This is a genomic window from Lacinutrix neustonica, from assembly GCF_026625145.1.
Taxonomy (GTDB): Bacteria; Bacteroidota; Bacteroidia; order Flavobacteriales; family Flavobacteriaceae; genus Lacinutrix; species Lacinutrix neustonica.
The window spans coordinates 2,963,092-2,983,976 of the sequence record NZ_CP113088.1 but is presented as its reverse complement, the minus strand read 5'-3'; the positions used below and the strand labels follow the sequence as shown (position 1 = coordinate 2,983,976).

12 protein-coding genes, 1 tRNA gene and 8 pseudogenes are annotated in these 20,885 nt (G+C 37.0%); 6 read left to right on the top strand and 15 right to left on the bottom strand.

The genetic code is table 11. The features are described from left to right. Window positions 1-9: 9 nt before the first annotated feature. The 12 genes and pseudogenes from ilvN to N7U66_RS16145 all read right to left on the bottom strand — a co-directional run. Window positions 10-540 (bottom strand): acetolactate synthase small subunit, encoded by a 531-nt coding sequence (ilvN, locus tag N7U66_RS16190; RefSeq protein ID WP_267676124.1) that lies wholly within the window; start codon window positions 538-540, stop codon window positions 10-12. An 87-nt stretch (window positions 541-627) separates the two neighbouring features. Beyond that, window positions 628-2,363 (bottom strand): annotated as a pseudogene (gene ilvB, locus N7U66_RS16185) (biosynthetic-type acetolactate synthase large subunit). Between the two features lie 70 nt (window positions 2,364-2,433). Continuing rightward, window positions 2,434-2,808: a hypothetical protein gene (locus N7U66_RS22870; RefSeq protein WP_449274494.1), complete on the bottom strand. Its 375-nt coding sequence runs from the start codon at window positions 2,806-2,808 to the stop codon at window positions 2,434-2,436. Further along, window positions 2,729-2,971, bottom strand: coding sequence for a hypothetical protein (locus N7U66_RS22865; protein WP_449274501.1), 243 nt, complete (start codon window positions 2,969-2,971; stop codon window positions 2,729-2,731). Before N7U66_RS22865 ends, N7U66_RS22870 begins: the two co-directional genes overlap by 80 nt. 144 nt (window positions 2,972-3,115) lie before the next feature. Beyond that, window positions 3,116-3,957: pseudogene (locus N7U66_RS22860) on the bottom strand (dihydroxy-acid dehydratase domain-containing protein); the annotation flags it as partial. A gap of 414 nt (window positions 3,958-4,371) precedes the next feature. Further along, window positions 4,372-5,838, bottom strand: a pseudogene (locus N7U66_RS16175) (glutamate synthase subunit beta). Window positions 5,839-5,842: 4 nt separating this feature from the next. Next, a complete protein-coding gene (locus N7U66_RS16170) occupies window positions 5,843-6,211 on the bottom strand; it encodes a GltB/FmdC/FwdC-like GXGXG domain-containing protein (RefSeq protein WP_267676123.1) in 369 nt (122 codons plus the stop codon). Continuing rightward, window positions 6,204-6,296 (bottom strand): GltB/FmdC/FwdC-like GXGXG domain-containing protein, encoded by a 93-nt coding sequence (locus N7U66_RS16165; RefSeq protein WP_267678545.1) that lies wholly within the window; start codon window positions 6,294-6,296, stop codon window positions 6,204-6,206. Before N7U66_RS16165 ends, N7U66_RS16170 begins: the two co-directional genes overlap by 8 nt. Window positions 6,297-6,318: 22 nt before the next feature. After that, a complete protein-coding gene (locus tag N7U66_RS16160) occupies window positions 6,319-6,567 on the bottom strand; it encodes a GltB/FmdC/FwdC-like GXGXG domain-containing protein (protein ID WP_267678544.1) in 249 nt (82 codons plus the stop codon). A 312-nt stretch (window positions 6,568-6,879) separates the two neighbouring features. After that, window positions 6,880-7,157: pseudogene (locus N7U66_RS16155) on the bottom strand (glutamate synthase-related protein); the annotation flags it as partial. Continuing rightward, window positions 7,105-8,178, bottom strand: a complete 1,074-nt coding sequence (locus N7U66_RS16150; RefSeq protein ID WP_267678543.1) for an FMN-binding glutamate synthase family protein — start codon at window positions 8,176-8,178, stop codon at window positions 7,105-7,107. The gene N7U66_RS16150 and the pseudogene N7U66_RS16155, both read right to left, overlap by 53 nt. Beyond that, window positions 8,167-10,350, bottom strand: a pseudogene (locus tag N7U66_RS16145) (glutamate synthase central domain-containing protein); the annotation flags it as partial. The pseudogene N7U66_RS16145 and the gene N7U66_RS16150, both read right to left, overlap by 12 nt. A gap of 489 nt (window positions 10,351-10,839) precedes the next feature. Between N7U66_RS16145 and N7U66_RS22225 the strand changes: the two are divergent. The 4 genes and pseudogenes from N7U66_RS22225 to N7U66_RS16130 all read left to right on the top strand — a co-directional run bounded on the left by N7U66_RS22225 (window position 10,840) and on the right by N7U66_RS16130 (window position 13,405). Continuing rightward, entirely contained in the window at window positions 10,840-11,403 is a 564-nt protein-coding gene (locus N7U66_RS22225; RefSeq protein ID WP_313791288.1) for an outer membrane beta-barrel protein, read from the top strand. Further along, window positions 11,363-11,779 carry an outer membrane beta-barrel protein gene (locus tag N7U66_RS22220; RefSeq protein ID WP_313791287.1) on the top strand — a complete coding sequence of 139 codons (417 nt, stop codon included), beginning with the start codon at window positions 11,363-11,365 and terminating at the stop codon, window positions 11,777-11,779. Before N7U66_RS22225 ends, N7U66_RS22220 begins: the two co-directional genes overlap by 41 nt. Window positions 11,780-11,808: 29 nt before the next feature. Further along, window positions 11,809-12,147, top strand: coding sequence for a P-II family nitrogen regulator (locus N7U66_RS16135; protein ID WP_267676122.1), 339 nt, complete (start codon window positions 11,809-11,811; stop codon window positions 12,145-12,147). Window positions 12,148-12,169: 22 nt separating this feature from the next. Further along, window positions 12,170-13,405 (top strand): annotated as a pseudogene (locus N7U66_RS16130) (ammonium transporter). Between the two features lie 136 nt (window positions 13,406-13,541). Here N7U66_RS16130 and N7U66_RS16125 read toward each other — a convergent pair. Continuing rightward, a pseudogene (locus tag N7U66_RS16125) lies at window positions 13,542-16,122 on the bottom strand (phosphoenolpyruvate carboxylase). A gap of 391 nt (window positions 16,123-16,513) precedes the next feature. On the opposite strand from N7U66_RS16125, the pseudogene metK reads away from it, so the two are divergent. Continuing rightward, window positions 16,514-17,767, top strand: a pseudogene (gene metK, locus N7U66_RS16120) (methionine adenosyltransferase). Between the two features lie 58 nt (window positions 17,768-17,825). After that, window positions 17,826-17,907 (top strand) — tRNA-Tyr (locus N7U66_RS16115). Between the two features lie 217 nt (window positions 17,908-18,124). On the opposite strand, the gene N7U66_RS16110 is transcribed toward N7U66_RS16115, so the two are convergent. Together N7U66_RS16110 and N7U66_RS16105 are read right to left on the bottom strand one after the other, a co-directional pair. Then, window positions 18,125-19,447 (bottom strand): TonB-dependent receptor, encoded by a 1,323-nt coding sequence (locus tag N7U66_RS16110; protein WP_267676121.1) that lies wholly within the window; start codon window positions 19,445-19,447, stop codon window positions 18,125-18,127. Continuing rightward, window positions 19,410-20,876, bottom strand: a complete 1,467-nt coding sequence (locus tag N7U66_RS16105; RefSeq protein ID WP_267676120.1) for a TonB-dependent receptor — start codon at window positions 20,874-20,876, stop codon at window positions 19,410-19,412. The genes N7U66_RS16110 and N7U66_RS16105 overlap by 38 nt, the downstream gene beginning before the upstream one ends. Between the last annotated feature and the right edge of the window lie 9 nt (window positions 20,877-20,885).

Here is a 20,885-nt window from a genome sequence, read left to right as displayed (position 1 = left end):
TTGATGTATTTAGTAGTTAAATGCTTCCAGCATTTTTGAAATTTCCATGGGTTCCTTTGTGACTGAAATACGCCCAGATCTTGTAAATTGAAGGATTCCAAAAGGTTTTAATTCTCTATATAACAATTCAATTTCTTCTCGTCTTCCTGACTTTTCAAGCACGAAAAAATTTTTGTTTACTGTAACTATTCTTGCGTTGCTGTCTTTAATTATATTTTGAATCTGAGGCTCATCAAATAATAGTTCAGATTTAATTTTAAATATGCAAGATTCCTGATAAATGGTTTCTTCATCGGTATGATAGTAGGCTTTTATAACCTCCACTTGCTTTTCTATCTGCCCAATGATTTTTTTCATGTGTTCCTCGGAAAGATTAACAACAATGGTAAATCTAGACACCCCTTCTATTTCTGAAACCGATGAATTAATACTCTCTATATTAATATGTCTACGCTGAAAAATAGCCGAAATACGATTGAGTAATCCGATATTGTTTTCTGTATACACTGAAATGGTATATTGTTGTTCTTCCTGACTCATTTTTTTATTCTTTTAGCCTTTACTTTTTTCCTTTCTCTTTTGTCAACCTTACCGGAAGGTCTTTTTGCAGGTAACACCTTGCAGGCGTTATTCTAACCTAATATCTGAAACACTTGCTCCGGAAGGAATCATAGGAAACACATTAGCTTCTTTTTCTACTTTAACCTCTAAGAAATACGCCGCTTTAGAGTCCATCATTTCCTTAACAGCATCGGCCAAATCTTCTCTTTTAGATACTTTTTTTGCTTCAATAGCATAGCCCTTTGCAATGGCTACAAAATCCGGATTTTGGATTTCAGTGGACGCATAGCGTTTATCAAAAAAAAGCTGTTGCCATTGGCGCACCATGCCTAAGAAATCATTATTTAAAACCACAATTTTAATGGGCACTTTGGTCTGAAAAATAGTGCCTAATTCCTGAATAGTCATTTGGTACCCACCATCTCCAATGATGGCAACCACATCCCTATCTCGGAGCGCCCATTTTAGCGCCAATAGCGGCCGGTAAAGCAAAGCCCATCGTGCCCAAACCCCCGGAGGTAATGTTGCTTTTGGTCTCATTAAATTCAGCATAACGACAGGCAATCATTTGATGTTGCCCCACATCACTCACTATGGCCGCTTGTCCTTTACTCTGTTTGTTTATTTCTTTTAAAACCTCTCCCATAGTCAAGCCTTCCTTGGTTGGGTACAAGTCATCATTAATGACTTTCTCTACTTCAATTTTTAATAAATCTTTGAATTTTTGATGCCAATCGGTGTGTGAATTTTTATTCAATAATGGAAGCATAGCTGCTAAACTTTCTTTAGCATTTCCTAAAACAGCCACATCCGTTTTTACATTTTTATCGACCTCTGCCGGATCAATTTCAAAATGTATAATTTTTGCTTGCTTAGCATAGGTGTTTAAACTTCCCGTAACACGATCGTCAAAACGCATGCCTATGGCTATTAAAACATCACATTGATTCGTTAACATATTTGGTGCATAATTACCATGCATTCCTACCATACCGACATTTAAGGGATGGCTAGTCGCAATGGCCGAAGCACCTAAAATGGTCCATGCAGCGGGTATCCCTGCTTTTTCTATCACGGCTTTAAATTCGGCTTCAGCTTCAGCTAAAATCACGCCTTGTCCCCAAACGACTAATGGCTGTTTGGCTTCGTTAATTAATTTTGCCGCTTGTATTAATGATTCCGGATGTGTTTCAGGTACTGGAATATAACTGCGTACGCCTTTGCATTTTTCATAAGCAAAATCAAATTCCTCAAACTGAGCATCTTTAGTAATATCTACTAATACCGGACCTGGTCTTCCACTTTTAGCAATATAAAAGGCTTTTGCAATAGCTTCAGGAATTTGAGAGGCTTTGGTTACCTGGCAATTCCACTTGGTTACTGGTGTAGAAATACCTACGATATCTGTTTCCTGAAAGGCATCACTTCCTAATAAATTTGAGGCCACTTGACCTGTAATGCAAACCATAGGTGTAGAATCAATTTGTGCATCTGCAATACCCGTAATTAAATTGGTTGCTCCAGGACCGTGAAGTCGCCATGGCCACCCCAACTTTGCCGGAAATTCTAGCATAGCCTTGTGCTGCGTGTGTTGCTCCTTGTTCATGACGCACCAAGACGTGATGAATTTGATCTTGGAATTTATATAATTCATCATAAACGGGCATGATTGCGCCTCCTGGATAACCATAAAGAATATCCACCCCTTCAGCCAATAAACATCTTACGACTGCCTCACTACCAGTGATTCGGATGGTCTTTTTTGTATCTGAAGGATTTATTTTCACTGTTTCTGTATCCATATTTAATCTTGTTAGGATTATATTTTATTCTGAAATGCTTTCACTTATACTAGCACTCATTTTCTTTTGTTTAGAATTCATCGGTCACGCAGCCTTTAGAGGCCGATGAAACGGTTTTAGCATATTTGTATAAGACACCCCGTTTAAATTTTAACGCTGGTGCTGTCCATTGCGCTTTTCTTTTCTTTAATTCTGCTTCTGAAACCTCTAGAACAATAGAATTTGTTTCGGCATCAATGGTAATGATGTCTCCATTTTTAACTAAAGCAATTGCACCACCTTCCTGTGCTTCCGGTGTGATATGCCCAACAACAAACCCATGTGTCCCACCGGAAAACCGTCCATCCGTTATTAAAGCGACCTCTTTACCTAAACCTGCTCCCATAATGGCTGCCGTTGGCTTTAACATTTCTCGGCATGCCAGGGCCTCCTTTTGGACCTTCATAGCGAATAACAATAACGTCTCCCTTTTCCACTTTTCCATCTCTAATGCCATCGTTTGCATCATATTCTCCTTCAAATACTTTTGCTTTCCCTGAAAATTTCAAACCTTCTTTTCCTGTGATTTTAGCAACACTTCCGTCTTCCGCCAAATTGCCATATAACATGCGTAGGTGTCCGGAAATTTTAATTGGATTTTCAATAGGTTTAATAACATCTTGACCTTCCGTTAAATCGGGAACATCCAATAAATTTTCAGCAATGGTCTTCCCGGTTACTGTCAAACAATCGCCATGAATTAAACCTTTATTTAGTAAATATTTTAATACAGCAGGAATCCCTCCTACGGCATGCACATCTTCCATAAGGTATTTCCCACTAGGTTTTAAATCAGCTAAAAATGGCGTGGTATCACTTATTTTTTGAAAATCTTTGAGTGTAAAATCGATGTCTGCTGCTCGGCAATTGCTAAAAAATGTAATACTGCATTGGTAGAACCTCCTAAAATAGTCACCAAACGTATAGCATTTTCTAGTGATTTTCGAGTAATAACATTTGAAGGTTTAATATCTTTTTCGAGAAGCAATCGCATCGCTTCACCCGCTTTTACAGACTCTTTCTTTTTTGCATCACTTAGTGCTGGATTTGAAGAATTAAAAGGCAAGGTCATACCCAAGGCTTCGATTGCAGAAGCCATTGTATTTGCAGTATACATACCGCCACAAGCGCCAGCTCCCGGACAGGCTTTTTCAACTATGTTTTGATATTCATTTTCGGTCATGGTGCCAGCAACTTTACTTCCCCAAGCTTCAAATGCAGACACAACATCTAACTTTTTACCATTATGACAGCCCGAATCAATAGTCCCGCCGTAGACCAAAATTGAAGGACGGTTTAAACGTATCATTGCGATTAAAGCTCCTGGCATATTTTTATCACAACCCACCACCGTGATTAAACCGTCATAACTCATGGCCTGAACTACTGTTTCCATTGAATCTGCAATAATATCACGAGATGGTAATGAGTAACGCATACCTGGAGTCCCCATAGAAATACCATCGCTTACGCCAATAGTATTAAAAATTAGTCCAACAATATCTTCATTTTTAGTGCCCTCTTTAGTTAATTTCGCTAAATCATTTAGGTGCATATTACACGGGTTTCCTTCGTAACCTGTACTAGCGATACCTATGATTGGCTTGTAAAAATCTTCTTTTGTTAACCCAATCGCGTGCAGCATGGCTTGTGCTGCTGGTTGTGTAGGGTCTTGAGTTACTGTTTTACTGTATTTATTTAATTCCATGAATGCCTTGTCTTCTTAGTTCATCGAAATTAAAAGTTTTATAATCCTTTATGGTTTAAACACCCGAGACTCTCTTAAACTCAAAGCACCTGTTAATTACTCAATGTATTGATTATCAATTTATTAAATTGAAATTATTGGCACAGTCAGATCACTTTATTTTTTCAAGAAACCATCTATAAAAATGAAATCCACGACTCGTTTTTCTTAGAAAGAAAAACTAATTCGTGGATGTCGCTATTTATCAATACTTATAAAATGCTACACTCGTGGCAAATCGCCTTCGCCTTTTAGTGGTAAATTAGACTGGCCCATTAAATATTTATCGACATGATGTGCTGCTTGACGCCCTTCTGAAATGGCCCAAACAATTAAGGATTGGCCGCGACGCATATCTCCAGCAGTAAAAATACCAGGCACATTTGTAGCATAGTCTTTTTCGGTTGCTTTAATATTGGTTCTAAAATCCATTTCGATCCCAAATTGTTCAGCCAAGGTTTTTTCTGATCCTGTAAAACCTAGTGCTAAAAGCACTAAATCGCAGTCCCACATTTTTTCTGTACCTGCAACTTCTTTTAATTACCGCCGTTCTCCTTTTTTAAAAATCCATTCTACTTCAACCGTTTTTAACCCTATTAAATCGCCATTTTTATTGCCCAGGAACTCTTTAGTAGAAATACTAAAAAAACGTTCTACACCTTCTTTATGCGACGAGCTCGTTCTTAACCTCATCGGCCAATACGGCCAAGGCTGATGTGCTGGTCGCCCTTTAGAAGGCTTGCTTAAAATCTCGAAATTGGTCACCGATTTTGCGCCTTGACGATTGGATGTTCCTATACAATCTGAACCTGTATCTCCCCCACCAATGACAATCACGTTTTTGTCTGTTGCTAAAATGTCTTCTTTAAACCCAGTAATGCCATCTACACGCTGGTTATTTTGTTTTAAAAAGTCCATAGCCTGTACAACGCCTTTTAAATGCGCCCCTTTTATAGGAATACCTCTTCTAACCGTTGCTCCGCCGCACAAGGCGATAGCATCAAAGTCATTTTTTAAGGTTTCAACACTTGTGTTTTTACCAACATAAGCTTCGGTTTTAAATTGAATTCCCTCTTCTTCCAAGACGCGTACTCTTCGCGCTATAATCTCTTTTTCAAGTTTAAAATCTGGAATACCATAACGTAATAACCCACCTACTTTAGCATCTCTTTCAAAAACAGTTACTAAATGTCCTGCGCGATTTAACTGTTGTGCCGTCGCTAATCCTGAAGGTCCGGAACCTACAACCGCGACTTTTTTTCCCGTTCTTACTTTTGGTGGTTTAGCAATAACCCAACCTTCTTTAAAAGCCGTTTCAACTATGTTTTTTTCGATGTTCTCTATCGATACAGGATCTTCGTTAATTCCTAAGACACAAGATTCTTCACAAGGGGCTGGGCACAAACGCCCAGTGAATTCCGGAAAATTATTAGTTGCATGCAATACTTTTGCTGCTTCTTTCCATCGTCCTTTATAAACATGATCGTTAAAATCTGGAATGAGGTTGCCTAGCGGACAGCCACTTTGGCAAAAAGGAACACCACAATCCATACATCTTGCACCTTGATCTTTAAGTGCTTTTTCTTTCATTGGAATGGTAAATTCCTTGTAATTTTTTAGTCGGTTTTCAACGGTATCATAAGCTTCAACCTGTCTTTCAATTTCTAAAAATCCTGTTATCTTTCCCATGGTCTTAGGCTTTTATTTTTTGTTCCTCTTCTAATCTCTTTAAGGCTTGCTTGTATTCTTCAGGTAAAACCTTGATGAATTTTGGCAATTCTCTTTCCCAATTTTCTAAAATACGCTGTGCCTGAGAACTTAAGGTTGCATTGTAATGGTTTTCAACTAAGGCTTTTAATTCTAAAATATCTTTGTTTTCGGTAACGGGATCCAAGTTTAGCCCCTCTTTATTACACTGTTTTTTAAACGTGTTTTTTGTGTCATATACGTAGGCCACACCACCACTCATTCCTGCTCCAAAATTACGTCCCACTTCACCTAAAATGACCGCAATTCCTCCGGTCATGTACTCACAACCGTGATCTCCAATACCCTCAACCACAGCTAATGCACCAGGAGTTTCTTACACAAAACCGCTCACCCGCCTTTCCGTTTATATACGCCTCTCCGGACGTTGCACCATACAAGGCTACATTCCCGATAATGACATTATCTTCTCGGAACAATGGTAGCTTCCTCAGGCACTTTTACGGCTACTTTTGCTCCGGACAAGCCTTTTCCTAAGTAATCATTTGTATTCCCATTAATGACAAGATTCAGCCCTTTTGTCGCAAATGCAGCAAAACTTTGACCTGCAGAACCCGTGAAGTTGACTTTTAAAGTATTATCAGGCAAACCTTGAGCGCCATAAATTTTAGAAATCTCGTTACTAATAATCGCACCAAATGCACGATCCATATTATTGATTTTAGCATCAATCACTGTTCTCTCCTTGCGAAATAAAGCGGGATGTGCTTGTTTGATGATTTTAAAATCTAAGGCTTTTTCTAAATTGTGATCCTGCTTTTCTGTATTGTATAATTTGGTGCCTTCTGAAACCGCAACTTTATGTAAAATTGGAGATAAATCTAAACCGTTAGACTTATAGAAATCAATCGTTTTATTTCGGTTTAATTTTTGTGCCTGACCAACCATTTCATTAACCGTTCTAAATCCAAGTTGTGCCATTATTTCTCTTAATTCCTGTGCTACGAAATACATGAAGTTAACCACATGCTCGGGTTTTCCATTGAATTTTTTACGCAGTTCAGGTTCCGGGTCGCAATACCTACGGGACAGGTATTTAGGTGACACACCCGCATCATAATACAACCCGAAGCGACTAAAGGCGCGGTGGCAAAACCAAATTCCTCTGCACCTAATAGACAGGCGATGGCAACATCACGCCCCGTTTTTAGTTGTCCGTCACACTCCAAAACCACACGGTTTCTTAAATTATTCATAACCAACGTTTGCTGTGCTTCCGCCAACCCCAACTCCCACGGCAAACCTGCATGTTTTAAAGAGGTTAGTGGTGAAGCTCCTGTACCACCATCGTGACCAGTAAATTAAAATAACATCGCCTTTTGCTTTAGCAACACCAGCAGCTACTGTACCAATGCCTACTTCGGAAACGAGCTTCACATTAATTCTAGCGGTTCTATTTGCTGATTTTAAATCGTATATCAATTGTGATAAATCTTCAATAGAATAAATATCGTGATGTGGCGGTGGCGAAATTAAGCCAACATATGGTGTGGAATTTCCGGTTTTTGCGATATCCGGATTTACTTTAGGACCAGGTAATTGGCCGCCTTCACCAGGTTTGGCACCTTGCGCCATTTTTATTTGAATCTCAGAAGCATTCGTTAAATAATTTGAAGTAACACCAAATCGCCCTGAGGCTACTTGTTTGATTGCTGAATTTTTCCAATCGCCATTTGGATCTTTATAAAAACGTTCTTCATCCTCACCGCCTTCACCGGAGTTACTCTTTCCTCCAATACGATTCATCGCAATTGCTAAATTCTCGTGCGCCTCTTTACTAATAGACCCATAAGACATTGCCCCTGTTTTAAAACGCTTTACGATTGCCGTCCAAGGCTCGACTTCTTCTATAGGGATTGGATCAAAATTGGTAAACTCAAACAAGCCACGAATGGTCATTAATTGTTTGGTCTGTTCGTTTATTAAATTGGAATATTCTTTATATGAACTGTGTTTATTACTCCTAACAGATTCTTGCAATTTTGAAATGCTTAAGGGATTAAATAAGTGTTTTTCTCCATCTCGCCTCCATTTGTATTGTCCGCCAAAATCTAAACTTAAGTCAGCTTCCACCACTTCTGTTTTATAGGCTCTTTTATGGCGTTTATAGATTTCTTTTTCGATTTCACGCAAACCAATACCTTGAATTCTGGTCACTGTATTTGGGAAATAATCTTTAACAACTTTCGTGTTTAATCCAATACATTCGAACAACTGCGAACCTCTGTAAGAATTTAATGTAGAAATTCCGATTTTGTTCATCACTTTAAGGATTCCCATGCCTACAGCTTTGTTGTAATTTTTAATAGCCGTTAAATAACTTAAGTCTTCAATATCTTTAGCCTGAACTTGATCATAAACAATTTCGTTTACGATATAGGGATTAATGGCACTGGCACCATAACCAAACAGTAATGCAAAATGATGCACTTCACGTGGCTCTGCAGACTCGATAATCAAACTAACTTTTGCACGCTTGCCTATTTTGTATAACTCATGATTCACATACGAACAGGCTAACAGCGCTGGAATTGGCGCTAGGTTTTTACTCACCCCTCGATCGGACAAAATGATAATATTTCCACCTTCATCTATAGCTTTAGACGCTTGCTTTACTAAATGCTCAAGTGCGCTTTCTAATTCGTTTAACCCCTTATCGACTTCATATAAAATAGGAATTGTGGTTACCACGAAGTCCGGATTAGATTTGTAATTTTTTATCTTATCTAAATCGTGTTTTGAAATCACAGGATTTTGAATTTTCAATTTTCTACACTGGTCTTCGTTTATTTTAAATAGGTTCGTATCACTTCCTAAAGTTAAACTAATATCTGTAATTAATTGTTCACGAATACCGTCTAAAGGCGGATTAGTCACTTGCGCAAATAATTGCTTGAAATAATTATAAATGAGCTGCGGCCGCTCTGATAAAATCGCAATTGGTGTATCATTACCCATCGATCCGATAGGTTCTTTTCCCAATTGTGCCATAGGCTGAATAAGGACACGTAAATCTTCTTCGGTATAGCCAAATACCACTTGACGCGTTAGTAAATCGTCTTCTTTATGCTTAATCTCTCCTTTTTTTGCTGGAATATCACGAAGATGTACCAAATTTTTATCCAACCATTCTTTATAAGGCTGTTTAGACACAATAACTTCTTTAATTTCCTCATCATTAATAATACGACCTTGATTCATGTCTACTAAAAACATCTTTCCAGGTTCTAATCGGCCGTGTTTTTCAATGTTTTTGGGATCAATTTCTATAACCCCTGTTTCTGAAGACATAATAACAAAACCATCTTTTGTAACCGAGTATCTTGATGGGCGTAATCCGTTTCGATCCAAAACGGCACCTATATAATTGCCGTCTGTAAAAGGAATTGAAGCCGGACCATCCCATGGCTCCATAATACACGAATTATACTCATAGAACGCACGTTTAGCTTCAGCCATATCTCGGGTTTTTCTCCCAAGCCTCCGGGACTAAAATCATCATCACTTCGGAAGTGAACGCCCAGTCATTAATAACAATTCGACCACCATATCCATTTGAGCTGAATCTGATTTCCCTGGCAATATAATTGGAAAAATACTTTTTATATCTTCACCAAACCAGTCACTCTCCATTAATTCCTGACGTGAAAGCGTGCGTGACACATTTCCGCGGAGTGTATTAATTTCGCCATTATGACACATGTATCTAAAGGGTTGTGCTAAATCCCAAGTTGGAAAAGTATTGGTTGAAAAACGCTGATGCACCAAAGCCAATCGTGTGACTAAAGAAGGATCTTGTAAGTCTGTATAATACAGTTTAATATCTTCAGGAATTAAAAGCCCTTTAAAAATGATGATTTTTGTAGATAAACTAGGCACGTAAAAGCGAGCGCTTTCAGATAGTTTTGAATTATATATGTGATGTTCTGCTTGCTTTCTAGCCGTAAATAATTTTAAATTGAAGGTGAAATCAGTTTGTTCTTTATCAGCCTTACCAATGAATAGTTGTTTTATAAACGGTTCTGTTTCTGCTGCAATTTCACCAATAACCGAGGAATCTACTGGCACATTTCTCCAACCCAAAATTTCTAACCCCTGACCTACGATATAAGACTCAAATTTTCCGATACAATACTTTCGTTGATTCTCCCGCTTTGGCAAAAACACATTACTAACGGCATACGCTCCAAATTGAGGCAAATTAAAATCACAGTTTTTTACAAAAAACTCATGCGGAATATCTATTAAAATTCCTGCGCCATCCCCCGTTTTGCCGTCGCTACTTACCGCACCACGATGCTCTAACTTTTCTAAAATTTCGAGGGCTTTATGAATGATATTATTAGACTTATTTCCCTTTAGACTGCATATAAATCCTGCACCACAATTATCGTGTTCAAATTCGCGTAAATACAAGCCTTGTTTTTTAAGCATAATGGTCAAATTTTAGAAGTTATTTCTTGTGAGATTACTACTAATGTATAATGAAGAACATGAACTAAAAAATATGAGATTCATTATTCCGAAATCAAAAATTTGAAGCTCAAAAAATAGTAATACGCTAATCTAAACACTCCTAATTTGATGAATTCATAAAGACTATTTAAAGCATTAATCACAAATACTTGAATTTAATTCAAAAATAACACGAAATAGGCTCATAAAATTTATTGAAAATGAAATTTAATTAAGAATGTTTCAATTTTAGCATTATGAAAATCTTAACATTTACATATTTAAAATATTATACCCTATTTTTTTTAGGGTTAAAAATCTCATAATCATAAAAATGAATTTTAGACCCTGTAATTTTATGGGTTGTAAATACTTTTTGCATAGTTTTGATTTGCGAATCAATAAAAAACCAGCTTTATATGAAACCATTAAATTACATTCTAATTTTATTCTTGTCAAACAGTTTATTTGCTCAAGAAACAACACCGTGAACCTACAGAGAAAAAATTTAGTTTTGAAGGTAGTGTGGACGTCTATTACAGAGCCAATATTACGGCCCCAAATGACACCAATCAAATTGCACCCGGAACGTCTTTTGCCGACACCGCTGGGTTTTCTCTAGGCATGGGAAATCTCATTGCTTCCTACGAAAAGGGTAAAGTAGGCGCTGTTGCAGATTTAGTCTTTGGTCCCCGAGGAGAAGCAGCCAGCGCTACTGTATTGAATCAACTCTATGCTTTTTGGAATGTGAGTGAATCTACAAAAATAACCTTTGGTAAATTCAATACGTTTTTAGGTTACGAAGTTATCTCTCCTGTAGGAAATTTTAACTATAGCACCTCTTACCTGTTTTCTAATGGGCCTTTTTCGCATACGGGCGTTAAGGCTGATTTTTCATTATCAGAAGACCTTAGCTTAATGCTAGGTATTTTTAACCAAACGGATGTCACCGAATTCAATCCGAGATGGAAGCTATGCGGTTGGTGCACAATTGGGGTATTCAGGTCAGTATTTAAATCTTCTATACGATAAAGCTGGCTTAGGCTACGAAGTGGATTATACTGGAGGCTTTGATGCTACAGAAGATTTCTTTATTGGAATTAATGCTGCTTATACAGATAATGAAGGTGACGGTTTTTATGGTGCGGCACTTTACCCACAATACACTTTAAATAACGCTTTTGCTATAGGCTTACGTGGCGAATATTTTGCGACACAAAGCGATTTAGTGAGCGATGATCCCAGCGTTTTAGTCGTCACTCTAACAGGAAGTTATAGTGTTGAAGATTTAATTATTAAACCGGAATTACGCTTAGACAATGGTTCAGAAGACATTTTTATAGACACCGATTTAATGCCTACAAAAAGCTTGGCCTCTTTTGTAATAGCAGCGATCTATAAATTTTAACTAACAACAAATTACTAAACACGTTTTTTATGAAAAAAGTAGAAGCAATTATTAGAAAATCTAAATTTTCTACAGTAAAAAAAGCACTACATGAAGTAGGCATAAACTTTTTCTCTTACTGGGATGTTACTGGAATTGGTAACGAAAAAACAGGACATGTATATAGAGGAGTCTCATACAGCACCAGCGACATCGAGCGTCGTTATTTATCAATTATTGTAAATGATGATTTTGAAGACATTGTTATAAAAACCATTATGGAATCTGCTAAAACAGGAGACGTTGGCGATGGTAAAATTTTTGTATCTGACATTAAAGAAATCTACAGAATTAGAACTGGCGAAAAGGGCGGAGAAACTTTAAAATAAACTAACTCATTAATAAATTATTATGGAATTATTAACTATAAATAATGTATGGATGATGATCTGTACAGCACTTGTTTTCTTTATGCACTTAGGATTCTCTTTCCTAGAAATTGGACTAACAAGACAAAAGAATACAATAAATATTTTATTTAAAAACACATTTATCATTTGTGTTGGTTTACTACTCTATTGTCCGGTAGGCTTTAATTTAATGTACCCTGGTTTTGCTGAAGGTTCGTCTCGGAATATTTGGTTTCGCCGGTTTTGGATTAGACTCGCCTCTAGCGGCAGAAGGCGGATTAGACTTAACTTACAATGAAGGCTACACCTACTGGACAGACTTCTTATTCCAAGGCATGTTTGCCGCCACTGCAGCTACTATTGTTTCGGAGCAGTCGCAGAGCGCATAAAAATAGGACCGTTCATGATTTTTACTATTATTTATGTTGGCGTGGTATACCCAATTGCAGGTTCTTGGAAATGGGGCGCAGGCTGGTTGGACCAATTAGGGTTTTACGATTTTGCCGGATCTACACTAGTACATTCTGTAGGTGGCTGGGCGGCTTTAGTGGCCGTATGGTTACTTGGCTCGCGTATTGGAAAATTCAAAGAGGGTAAATCGTTTGCTATTTTAGGCCATAATATTCCGTTAGCCACCGCAGGTGTTCTCATTTTATGGCTAGGTTGGTTTGGTTTTAATGGTGGTTCTGTATTATCTGCAGACCCAGCATTAACGTCGCTAACCCTAGTAACAACTTCTTTAGCCGCTGCCGCCGGTGGTGTTAGCGCATTTATTATCTCAACTTTAGCGCATAAAAACTACGATTTAACCATGTTTTTAAATGGTATTTTAGGCGGACTTGTTGGCATTACTGCTGGTGCAGATCAAATGTCACCAACAGATGCTGTTCTAATAGGCGTTATTGCTGGTGGTATTATCGTAGCCGCAGTAGCCTTAATTGATAAATTGCGTTTAGATGATCCTGTAGGAGCCATAGCCGTACATTTAATTTGTGGTATTTGGGGAACCTTAGCTGTAGGTCTTTTTGGGAAAATGGCTGGTACAACTCAATTTTTACACCAATTAACTGGCGTAGGCGCTTATGCCTTATTTTGTATTACCACCTCTTTTATTATATTATTCATACTTAAGAAAACAGTAGGTATTCGCGTTAGTGAAAAAGAAGAATTAGAAGGCCTTGATGCTCATGAACATGGAATGGATGCCTATCCGGACTTTAGATTGAATGAACGTTAAGAACCTGTTGTTTAGTTAGCAGAAACCTCGAAGTATTACATAAGCTTCGAGGTTTTTTTATGATTACTATATCTTAAACAATAAATAGTCCGATTTAGGACACATTTCCTCACAGCCTTCTCACAAAACACTAAAGTTATGCCGAATTACGGCTCGCATTGATGTTACCAAACAAAGAGCGCGTGACCAGCTTCTCAAATACAGCAATACGGGCTACATCCCGCACCTCAGCTTTTTCTAATTCCTGAATCTGCTTTAATGCAAATTGCTGAATGGTTAATAAGGGCAACACAATAGACTCACGAATACTAATAGACGCCTTTCCTGTTGGCTCCTCCTCCATCAACTCTTGATAATCTGTTAGCTTTAGAATGAGACGCTTAGTCGTCTTATATTCTGAATAAATCACATTCCAAAACGCACCATATTCTTCATCTTCACTCATGTATTTCGTTAAATCAAAAAACGACTTAGAGAGAGACATCATACTATTCTCTATTAGCGTCTTAAAAAAACTTGAGGTTTTAAATAATTGCTTCACTTTTTCAAATTCTCCCGCATCTTCATAATACTTCAATGCCGTACCTACGCCAAAAAATCCAGGAACATTTTGTTTTAACTGACTCCAAGACCCTACAAATGGAATCGCTCTTAGATCTTCAAAAACCAAGCCTTCAGCCTTTCCTCTTTTCGAAGGGCGACTACCAATATTCGTTTTTGCATAATACTTTAAAGTACTCATATGTTCTAAATACGGAATAAATTTTGGGTGATTTTTAAAGTCTACATAGGCTTCATAACTCAACTTCGCCAAATTATCCATAACCACTCTGTTTTCTCGGAATCATACGTAAATCAGCATCACTTAAGCTATTATGAATCCCTGAACTAATCAATTGCTCTAAGTTATATTGTGAAGAATCCAATGTTCCAAAGTTTGAGCTAATGGTTTGTCCTTGAATGGTTAGTTGCACTTCTTTGTCTTCAATTGTTGGACCAAGCGAGGCATAGAAATTATGTGTTTTCCCACCACCTCTTGCTGGTGGCCCGCCACGACCATCAAAGAAAATAACAGTGATATCATATTTTCTTGAGATTGCCGTAAGACGCTCTTTTGCTTTATAAATCGCCCAATTTGCCATTAAATACCCCCCATCTTTTGTGCCATCACTAAAACCAAGCATAATGGTTTGCTTGTTACCACGCTGCTTTAAATGTGCGGCATATTCAGGATTCGTATACAATTCTTCCATTACCTGGTGAGACACTTCCAAATCGCTTATGGTTTCAAATAGCGGGCCGATATCTACTGTTACATCCTCTTGAAAGGCCACTAGTTTTAGCATAGCAAACAATTGCATCACATTCAGTGTGGTTTGATTATTACTAATGATATAACGATTTGCTGCACGCTCACCATTTGACTGCTGAATGGTTTTTATAGCCTCCATAGTGCGTAAAGCCTTAAGCGTTTCTTCATCTTTTATTAATGATAAATCCACTTTTCCTTTTACTTTTGAAAGTAGCTGCACCTGCTCCTGCTCTGAAAGGGCGTTATAATTTTTCGGGAAAATAGTGCTTCCGCTCTCAATCATAACATTTACCATATCTGCAAACACTTTAGCATGCGCCCTGCTATCTTGACGAATATCGAGTGTAGAAAAATGAAATCCAAAAAGATGTATTTTATTAATTATGCTTGTTATTTCTGAAACATAAAGCGATTGGTGCTTCTCTATAATGAGTTCTTTTATTGCCTTTAATTCCTGAGCAAAAGACTCTAAGCTTAAGTCTGAACTCTCGTGAAGCACAATCTTGTAGAGTTCTTTCTCAAGAAAAACTACGCGCTCCTCCACACCTTGAAAGGTTAATTTTCGACTTAACTTTCTAATATCTCTATAATAGTTTTTTATAATGGTTTCTCGCAATCTTGCCGCAACTTTTAGTGTGATTTCCGGTGTAACAAAGGGATTACCATCTCTATCACCACCAGGCCAAAAACCGACATTAATAATATCATTATCTATTGCCATACCATCAAAAATGTTTTGTTGAATGTAATCGTAAATCTTTCCAAAAGACTCATAAAACACATTTTCCAAATACCAGATTAAACTTACCGCTTCATCATAAGGCGTAGGTTTTTCGTGCTTAAAAAATGGCGTTTTTCCCAGCTGCGCTAACAAATCATTTATGCGCAACAAATCGTTATCCTTTACAGCCTCCGTTAAATCTGTAATGATACCTAACACAGCACCAGGGTAAAATTGTGTAGGATGAGCAGTAAGAACAATACGCACTTTAAATTCTTCTAAATATTTACGTAACTTATCTAATTTCCCGTCTGCCGAAGCGCTTTCTTTTAAGCTTCGAAGCGTACCAATACCATCCATATTATTTACGATGGGAAACGCAGCATCTTCTATGGCATCAAACAAAACCACCTGCCGCTCTATATATTGAATAAAACGAAACAATAAATTAATTTGACCGTCATTGGTTCGTCTTGCCTGATACTTTTTAAAGAATGTCTCTACAATTGTTGTGGGATTATCGCCGTTCTGAAATCCTTTTTTACATGTTTCATGAAAGAGCGGTAAAAGCACCCCTGTTTTTGAAATGGTATCAAAAGGCAAGGTCATGAAAATACCATTATAGATTTGGTATTTAGACAACACGTATTGATTAAAACGTGTTAATTTTGGTTGTAGTGGCATAATTTATTGTTTAATTTAACCGATAGTTAAAGTTAATAAAGAACGGCTTACTTCTTGCTATCTTAGAAGAGATTTTATGAATTCTCATTAAGCAGTTTAGATATTAACAATAGCATAAAAAAAACAGCTGTTTTTGGTTTTTCTTAATTTACAAAAGTACCAACCACTAGAATTTAACGATTTTTAACGGCATCAAACTTTTTAGACTCCATTATTTTGTTACTTTTGTATTTCAAAATTAAAGAGGACGGATTTGACTGATTGCAACCTCTTCAAACTGATATCGTAAGGAATCGCAAGACTCTTAATCACGTTTGAAAATAAATGCTAAAGGCAGTGTAAACTTCCTTGGACGCTCTCGTCAAATCACAAGTAAACACAATAAAAAAATATGGCGTATTTATTTACATCAGAAAGTGTGTCTGAAGGACATCCGGACAAAGTTGCAGATCAAATTAGTGATGCTTTAATCGATAATTTTTTAGCCTTCGACAAAGACTCAAAAGTGGCTTGTGAAACTTTAGTAACCACCGGCCAAGTCGTACTTGCAGGTGAAGTAAAGTCTAATACTTATTTAGATGTACAAAAGATAGCAAGAGATACCATCAACAAAATTGGCTACACAAAAAGCGAGTATATGTTTGACGGCAATTCATGTGGTGTTTTTAGCGCAATACATGAACAGTCAGACGATATTAATCGTGGGGTTGACAGAGCTAGTAAAGAAGAGCAAGGTGCAGGAGATCAAGGGATGATGTTTGGTTATGCCACTCGCGAAACTGAAAATTACATGCCTTTGGCTTTAGATTTGTCTCATAAAATCTTAATAGAATTAGCAGAATTACGTCGTGAGAATAAAGACATTATTTATTTAAGACCAGATTCAAAAAGTCAGGTGACTATTGAGTATAGTGATGATAATACCCCACAACGTATTGATGCCATAGTGGTTTCTACACAGCACGATGATTTTGATGCGGATGATGTCATGTTAGCCAAAATTAGAAAAGACATTATTGAAGTATTGATACCAAGAGTCGTTTCTAAATTACCGTAACACTTGCAAGCTTTATTTAATGACAATATTAAATATCACATAAATCCTACAGGCAAGTTTGTTATTGGCGGACCTCATGGAGACACAGGATTAACAGGGCGTAAAATCATCGTTGATACTTATGGTGGAAAAGGCGCGCATGGTGGTGGTGCCTTTTCAGGAAAAGACCCTAGTAAAGTAGATAGAAGTGCCGCGTATGCCACCGGACATATTGCTAAAAATTTAGTTGCTGCAGGAGTTTGTGACGAAATTTTAGTGCAGGTAAGCTATGCCATTGGAGTGGTTGAACCTATGGGGATTTTTGTAGATACTTATGGTACGTGTCCCTTTAATATGACCGATAGCGAAATTTCCGAAAAAATATCTAAAATATTCGACATGCGTCCGGCTTCAATTGAAGACCGTTTGAAATTAAGAAACCCAATATATAGCGAAACAGCTGCTTATGGGCACATGGGAAGACAAAATGAAACAGTCACAAAAACCTTTTCTCAACCTAACGGCGGGGATATTACTTTAGATGTAGAGCTATTTACCTGGGAGAAACTGGATTATGTAAACAAGGTGAAAGTAGAATTTGGCATATAAATAAATTAAAAAAGTCTTTGCGCAAATATAAAACAGACTTATATTTGCGTTCAGTTTTGGGGAGATACTCAAGCGGCCAACGAGGGCAGACTGTAAATCTGCTGACTACGTCTTCGCAGGTTCGAATCCTGCTCTCCCCACTTTAACTCGAAAAGTTCAAACGCAAGTTTGGACTTTTTTGTTTTAATAAATCAAGCGAAGTTTACTTCTGCGAAGATTTGTTGAAACAAAAAAGAAGCTGCGACAGCAGATTGGCTTTTCATTTTCACGAAGTGGCAGAAAGGATCCGTAATCCTGCTCTCCCCTCTTTAACTCGAAAAGCCTCAAAGCATATTCTTTTACTCATATACTCTCATTTTACAAACTATAGATTACTCTAAACGTTAAAAAGCGCGGCTGAATAAAATACTCGGTGGCACTTACCGAAAAATTACCAACATTAGTATTGTTCTGTGATTGTGTATTTAATAAATTCGTGGCTTTTAGTTCGTACTCAAACTTACTATCCTGATCTTTTCTGTAAGATAAGGACGCATTCCAAAATTCATAAGTATTGATAGACGCTTCTTGATTTCGGTAATCATTAAATGAGTAGTCGGTTCTAAAGGTAAATACTTTTAATAGTAAAGCATCCATTTCTATGGATGGTGCATGCGTATAGAACTTAGAACTGTTACCACCTTGTTGGTTATCGTTAATGCTATAATCATATTTCACATCAAAATTAGTTGCTGTTTTAAAATTAGACCGCAAACCTATTTGATAATTTTGCGTATAATTATTATTAATTGAGACTCTTCCATTTATAATTTGATTAAATTTTGAATAATTAAATGTTCCTCTTGCTGAAGCTCTCAACTTTCCAAAAGCACGTTCAAACCTACCAAAAGCGGTGACACTTTCATCTGCAAAACTGGAATTGAAGGGCGAGCTAAAATTAATGACGCTTCCAGGCTCAAATTGAGAAGCACTTCTTATCCGGTCTATGTTTTTAGTATAAGAGACATTACCTACAACGTTAGTATAATTGAACATATTAAAGCTGAAATACGTTAAATTTATATTATGAGCTATTGCGCTTTCCAGCTCAGGGTTACCCGATGAAAATCTATTATAACTATCTAAAACCAAGCCTTTCGCCAAATTTGTAACGTCTGTAAATTGCGTTTGCATGCGATAATTAAATCGTAAGGTTTCACTCTTTTTCAACTGCATGATCATATTGAAATCTGGTAATACTCTGAAGAAATCATCTTTAAACTCGGTCCCAAATTGTGTGTTTTTAGAACTATAAGCATGGGCTGAAACACCCGGTGTTATAGTAAAAATACCTGTTTTAAATCGATAATGCATTCCTAAATACACATCGCTAAAATGATAAGCTGTATTATTCGTGTTTACGCCATCGTTTACTAATGGTGTTGGATTAAAACGTGTACCTTTATCTAAAAACTGAAATATTTCTGAATCAAAATCCTGTCTACTTAAAATAGTCCCTAAGGTGAAATTAATATTACTTTTGGCGTTTAATACATTCCAGTAATCTAGTTTGGTATCTAACTGATTAGATTGGACGCGTTTTTCCTGATTAACGTTATAGCCTAACTGCGCCCCATTTAAGCCTAAACCAGCTGCTGTGTTATCATAAGGATCTCCGGTGTTTTCTCGGAATATCATCATTATTTGATGGATCATTTCCTAATAATGCATTGTAAAACGGATCTTCATCTTGCAATTTATGCTGTGCCTGAAAAGCAAAAATATTGCTTTCGTCTGCCGTATAATAATAATTAATATCTTGATAAACACTATAGGGATTCGTCTCTTCATTTTGAGTAATACTTCCTAACACGGTAGAAAAAGTAATATTGCGCTGCTTCTCATGAGACAGCCTTCCAAGTATTTCATAATCCAATTGATTATTGCTGTTTGGTTTATACTTCGCTGTCAACTTTAACATTCCTAGATCACTAGCCTGTTTGTTATTATCAAAAATATCTTCGCCTGGTGGCGTGTTAACTTCTGTGTCTATATAGTCTATACTTCTATTCTCTTGTAATTTTATTCTTGAATTTGAAAAAATAGCAAACCCACCAAGATCTAGTGCTTTATTGGGAGAATAACTAAAGTTTGCTGCGCCAAATTTTGAATTAATATCTTTTGCTCTGTCATTAGTTAAGTTTGCGAAATTTAAGCCATTACTCCCAAAATTAATATTGGTACCGCTTTGCTGACTCGGATTATTAAAGCCTCCTGAAAAATTAAAGTAATCCCGGCGAGAAAAAGCAATTTCACCAATGTTGTTTAAATCTCCGATGGTATTGATGCTATACTTAGGGCTATAATAAAAGAGCTTAGGCTGTACTAAATACAAATTTTGACTTGTTGATTGTCCGCCACCAGCAGTCACCGTTCCAAACCAAAAATTCTTCTTCCCTTCTTTGAGCTTAATATTAATAGCTATATTATCTTGATTATTAGTAACACCTCCTAGTTGTCCAACTTCACTGTGATTTTTTAATACCTGAACTTTATCTACTGCATCCGCTGGAATATTCTCAGTTGCAATTTTAGAATCGCCATCGAAAAAATCCTTCCCTTCCACCATCACCTTTGTAACCACCTTACCTTCTACCTCTATTTGGCCATCGGTATTAATTTCAACCCCTGGCAAATTTCTAAGGACATCTCCAAGTTTACGTTCGGTTCCCGTTTTAAACGAGTCTGCATTGTAAACAATAGTATCGCCTTTTATGGTTACAGGCATTTCATACGTTAACTCAACTTCATCTAATGCATTGTCTAACGTAAGCACAAAGTCTTTGCTCAAGTCTGTTTCCTTAACCTCAATTGTTTCTTCGGCTGTTTTAAAACCAATATAACTTACTGAAATTTTATAAGTCGTGTTCTTACCTATATTTAACTTATAACGACCAGCATCATTTGTTACGGCATAGGATTCTAAAATTTTCGATTCTTGGTTAATAGCGACAACATGAGCAAACTCTAAAGGATTGCCTATACTATCTTTTACTACGCCTTCAAATTTAATTTGGGCAGTAGCCGTAGTTGTTACTACTAAAAGTAATAGTGTAAAAATGTGCTTCATGTGGTTTTT